This window comes from Pseudoalteromonas piscicida, assembly GCF_002744175.1.
Lineage (GTDB): Bacteria > Pseudomonadota > Gammaproteobacteria > Enterobacterales > Alteromonadaceae > Pseudoalteromonas > Pseudoalteromonas piscicida_B.
This window is the reverse complement of record NZ_NKHF01000116.1, coordinates 1-5,377: the sequence shown is the minus strand read 5'-3', so window position 1 is coordinate 5,377 and position 5,377 is coordinate 1. Positions and strand designations below refer to the sequence as shown.

General features: G+C 38.5%; 5 protein-coding genes. All 5 read right to left on the bottom strand.

Annotated elements, in window-relative coordinates; all coding sequences use genetic code 11:
* Positions 1–92: 92 nt before the first annotated feature.
* From CEX98_RS21960 to CEX98_RS21940, 5 genes are read right to left on the bottom strand one after another with little or no spacing between them, the layout of a single operon-like run.
* Positions 93–818, bottom strand: a complete 726-nt coding sequence (locus CEX98_RS21960) for a nucleotidyltransferase family protein (RefSeq protein ID WP_099644114.1) — start codon at positions 816–818, stop codon at positions 93–95.
* Between the two features lies 1 nt (position 819).
* Positions 820–2,286, bottom strand: a complete 1,467-nt coding sequence (locus tag CEX98_RS21955; RefSeq protein ID WP_099644113.1) for a PfkB family carbohydrate kinase — start codon at positions 2,284–2,286, stop codon at positions 820–822.
* 7 nt (positions 2,287–2,293) lie between these two features.
* Positions 2,294–3,133 (bottom strand): SDR family oxidoreductase, encoded by an 840-nt coding sequence (locus CEX98_RS21950; RefSeq protein ID WP_099644112.1) that lies wholly within the window; start codon positions 3,131–3,133, stop codon positions 2,294–2,296.
* 6 nt (positions 3,134–3,139) lie between these two features.
* Entirely contained in the window at positions 3,140–4,192 is a 1,053-nt protein-coding gene (locus CEX98_RS21945; protein WP_099644111.1) for a zinc-binding dehydrogenase, read from the bottom strand.
* Between the two features lie 11 nt (positions 4,193–4,203).
* A complete protein-coding gene (locus CEX98_RS21940; RefSeq protein ID WP_172439832.1) occupies positions 4,204–5,223 on the bottom strand; it encodes a class I SAM-dependent methyltransferase in 1,020 nt (339 codons plus the stop codon).
* Between the last annotated feature and the right edge of the window lie 154 nt (positions 5,224–5,377).

The window sequence follows — 5,377 nt, the reverse complement described above, 5'->3', positions numbered from 1 at the left end:
AGTGCCTTTGAATATATTAATCAGTATAGAAGTGTATTATCAAAGGTGAAGGGGACATTTTGTCATGTTTCCGCGGTTGGCTTCAGGATCGACTAAATGAGTTTCAAAGTTGAAGCTCTTTTAGATTGCGCTTGTACTTGCTCGTAGGCATAGGGAGTACCAATGTCAACGTAGGTATGAGGCGTCTTATACGTAAAAAGGTGATTTATAAATAAAGGTACAAAATCTACGCTAATTTCATAAAAGTGATTAGAGTTAAACTGACTTAGATACTTCTCATAAACATTCTCCGAAAAGACGAATAACGCTCCACTCGCTAGGTTACAAGGAGGGTTTGGAACTTTTTCATAGAACTCTTCTACGACTCCAGTATTACTCAATTGAACAACGCCACAGTTCTCAGGAGTGTTAGTTTCAAAAAGGAGCAAGGTAGCATCGCAATTTGATGGGCGTTCATGGTGAGCTTTGAGCAAGCCTGTTAAGTCATCCTCACAATAATTATCAGCGTGTAAAACGAGTGTTGTACTCCCTTGCCAATACTCGCTATTGGTGATGAGTGTACCACCTGTACCTAACAGCGAACTTTCATTTACTAACGTGATTATTTCGCGATATTTATAACAAGCTACAAAATCCTCAACTTTTTCAGAAAAATAATGTGTATTTATTAAAATTTCCTCAACACCTAGCTTAACGAGTTTATCTAGCCAAAGTTGTAATAACGGTACTCCATTAATCGGTACTAAACATTTTGGAATTGAGTTAGTTATTGGGCGCAGGCGAGTACCTAAGCCTGCTGCAAGAATGATTGCTTTCATATTAACTAAATGATTCCTCTAACGTTTTCTCTAAAGTAGTTGATGACAAAGGTGTATTCCCCAAGGATGCGACCTGACATGCTGCCGCAAGGCTTCCAAGGTAACAAGCATGCCATATGTCTGCACCAGCAGCCAATGCTAAGGAGCTTGCTGCTAAAAAACAATCTCCAGCTCCTGCCGGATCAACAGCATTGGAGTTTAGGGCTGGTAATCGATCATTTTCCCAATGTGTAAAGCTATCGTTAGGCTTGTGTATCAATATACCTTCTTCGGCAAGCGTGATTACTAAGTTGCTGGGTTTTGATTTTTCAGTCAACTTTTGGGCTAAAATGACCAAGCCATCATCCGAATTATTTAAAGCGACTCTAACCTCCTTTTCTGTTGGAGTGATAAGGTCTATATTTTTATATCTCGATATATCGCCTACTTGGGAAGAGGTTTGGCTATCAGCTACTACTTTAACTTTGTGTTCTGAGCATAGTTGTATAAGACTTTCTACTAGAGTTGAGGGTAGCAAGCCATAGTTAAAATCGGAAAATACTAATAAATCTGCATTTTTTAATGACTTCTTTAAATCGGTGACAATTTTATGCTGAAGCTCTTTTGAAATTTTATGCTGTCGTACTTGATTTACTCTTAATAGCGTTTTGTTACTTGCTCTATATCTTGTTTTCAGAGGTGTAGGGCGGCTTTCGTCTATATAAAAGTGCGGCGAAACCTTATAGTCTGCTACTTTGGCTCGTGCATAATCTGCGGCTTCGTCTTCACCTAGCAATGAATAAAGAGATACGTGTGATGCTCCCAAAGATTTGATATGTCCAGCAGTAATTGCAGCTCCTCCTAGGAATGTGTTTTTTTTGCTTGGTGTCATTACTATAGTTGGATCTTCTTGTGACAGGCCAATAGCTGTACCCTGAACGTACTCATCTACAATTAGCTCACCTATCACTATTACTCTGATACTTTTGACCGCATCTAAGTGTTCGCGCATCGACTTCGCAGATATGCAGTGTCTCGATGCATATGCGAGTAATTCTTTGAAATCAAAGTTAGTGTCTAGTTTAGTCGTCTTCTTTACATAGTGTTCTAAACTTGCTTCGAACTCACCTGAGCCGAAGATCAATTTGCCGCCATAGCGGTGGAGCGCTTTCAATTCGGGATTTATTTTCTCTTCAAACTCTCTCCCTTTCACAATTGCATATGGCTGGAGCCGTTCCACAAGTGCTTCAGGTGACTCAGTCGTCAGGAACGTTTCGTCGACGCACTCTAAAGACTTTACCATTTCCAATCTATCTTCTTGCTTAACTCGACTTTTAATATTCATCACTTTGTCAGCATTAACTGCTACTGTGAGAACATCTCCGCACTCTTTTGCAAATTTTAACAGACGAATGTGTCCAGGGTGTAGTACATCAAAGTTACCAATTACGAGTATACGCTTGGTATTTTTATCGGAGTCAACTTTCATTTTGCATTTATCCGTTATAAAAGAGCTTAACTGTCTCTAAGGCTGATTGAGTGCCACTCATTGAGTCGTTGAACCATTTTGGCTTTAGACTACCGTAATTTGCTGCTATTACTTGCTTCGATTCAGCTTTTATCGGTATCACAAGTTTAGGATCTAAGTTGTTAATGATCGCAACTTCTCTTAGAAACGTGTAGTACGATAAATCGTTTTCACCGCTAATCTGATAAACACCAGTTTTTTTCGATAGGAGTATTTCTGTCAAACAATCACAGAAAAAATTTATACTAACAGGAGAAAAAAAATGGTCATCAAATGCTTCAAACTGAATACCATTTTTTAAGTCCCTCAGCATGGCATTAACTAGAGAAAAGCACGGTGTTAAAATTTTGGTAGGACGTAAGATAGCCACATTTAAGCAATGTTGTATGATATATTCTTCAACTTCTAACTTGTGCTGGCCATAAATAGAAAATGGCTTTTTAGGACTGTTCACAGCCATTTTTGGCGATTTACAATCAAATATGTGATTTGTAGAGATAAAAACTGTAAAGCACCCTAGGTTATGTAGCTCTTTGATTAGTATGCATGTGTTTTCCACATTTAGTTTGTGTGAGCGTTCAGGTTTATTCTCACAATCGGCTATTTTTGTTATTGCAGCTAAAAATATTACACTGGATATTTTTTTTTCTTTTATTGTTTTAAATACACCTTCAAAGCTATTGGGATCCGACAAGTCGAGAAACAATTCAGCATTACTTCGCCTTGAAGTAAAAGCAACTTCTTTGTGTTGTTCTCTGAAGTACCTTCCAATGTTAGAGTCTCCACCGATGATAAGTGTTCGTCTCATGAATAACTACCGTGTAGGATCTAAATGAGGGTTTATTTCAATAAGAGCTCTGGTTATTCTCCTTGCTTCAAGATCATTTAGTGCTTCGTTGATCTGTTCTAGCTTGTATGAATTAGACAATAAACTTTCCCAGGGAAGGTTGTGTATTTGGTACAACTTAACCAGTTTTGGTATATCTACATCTGGTCTAGAATTCCCCCCCCAACTGCCAGATATCTTTTTACCTCTATGAAATGCGTGAGGTTCTAGTGAAATCTTCTCTCCCTCTTTAGGGTGTGAAGCAAAAATACATTGCCCTCCATTATCTCGCGTAACTTCAAAGGCTTCTTCAATTGTTTTGCAAGAACCACCTGCTTCTATGGTGTAGTCAAAACCGCCATTGGAAAGTTTGTGAAGCTCTTTGAGGTAATCGGGACTGCTGGCGTTTAGACAATGAGTCGCCCCCATTTTTTTGGCAAGGTTAAGTTTGTCATTTTCTATATCTACTGCGACTAGCATTTTAGGTTTAAAAAGCGTCGCAGTCATAAGCGCACTCAACCCAACCCCACCTAAACCAAAAACTGCAAAACTTGAATGTTCTTTGGGTTTTAATTGGTTAAGGACTAAACCAGCTCCTGTTGGTAAGGCACAGCCTAATAGCACCGCTAATTTGAGGGGAATGCCAAGCGGCAATTTAACCACTCTATTTTCTGAGACTATTGATTCTTGAGAGAAGGTCGTAACGCCACCTGCATTTATCGGCTCTTGATTTAAATGATATATGCCTCCAGAAGCGTCGAGCCCTTCTCCTTTTATCCATCCAAGAACAACTGTGTCATCTACGCTAACCTTTGTAACATCTGGGCCTATTTCCTTTACCCTTCCAACCCCCTCGTGTCCAAGTAGATGAGGTAAGTACTTGTCTTCTCCTCGCATTCCTCTCACTTCCATCAATTGAGAGTGACACAACCCAGAGTAGATTATATCTACTTTGACTTGTCCTGATTTAAGAGTTGGGGCTACTAAGCCATCCACTATTTGCAGTGGTTCACCTGTCTTAAAAAGTACGGCAGCTTTCATTTTTTTTCCATCTAATAAATTAACTGATGTTGTGGTAAGCGAACTTTAATTTGTCTTATTTGCTCTAAGGGGTAAGGAAGATAAATAGGCCTTAGGTAATTACTATTCGCGTCGAAGATTTTTTTACATAAAAGAGATTTACCTATCTTGTCTGGATCTTCATCTAAGAAGCCAAGCAATCTAGAACCAAGTAGGCTTGCACAAAAGCAAGCTGCAGGGCCTGTACCTAAAACATACACGTTTTCAAGTGAGCGTATTTGACCCTGCTTCTGATTGAATTCAGTATGTTTGTCGGCTCGGTTATTTCTAATGTAGGTGCGAGGTTTTCTTCTGGGATTGGAAACAATAACCGTTATTTCTTTTGCTATTTGTTCTTCAGGGAAGGTTACAATATCAAAGTATTGAGATAGCAATGCTTCTAAACCTTGCCGAGAAAAGTGTGAGATATGGTCGAAAATCGCAAAATCCCAAATATTTTCTTCTATCGCAGGTACTTGGATAATTGCTATCCCACTATTGCTCAATATACCACCTAATTCAGTGAGAAAACCGTCAACATCTTCAATATGTTCCAAAACGTGAATTAAAGTAATTACATCAAAGTTTAATGTCACATCGGAGAGTGAGCTGTAAAAATCTACCAATGAGTATTTATCTATTAATAAATCTGCGTTGTTATCTGATATGTCTTGTGCGTATTTTGTCCAGTCTTGGTGTTCACTTTCGACTGCTTGAAGCATAGCTCCGCTGCCAGTACCAATATCCAAGTAATTACATACATCTTTGTCTTTCAAATAATTAAAGCAGTTTTTTATCAGTTTTACACATCGAGTAAATGGTATTGAAGCACTAAAGTTTTGCTGCTCTTTTCCTTGGTTAAGAGAATACGGTTGGTAATTTTTATATATATCATCAACTTTTCTTAGATACTCAGCTGATACTAGTTTCTGATAATGGCCACATTCATCACACCATAAGATTTCAGCAGGTAGGTTTACTGGCGTACAGTCTGAGGCCACTGATTGATTCAACTTTATTACACTATTTTGTGTATTAAGTGGAGCGTTACAGATGAGACAGTTCAATTGCGAATTTCCCTAATAAGGTTTTCTAATTGTTTAGCACGGTATAAAGAGCTATCCAAGTACTGTTCCAATTTAACTAGTTCTTGCTCAGGATCAAATT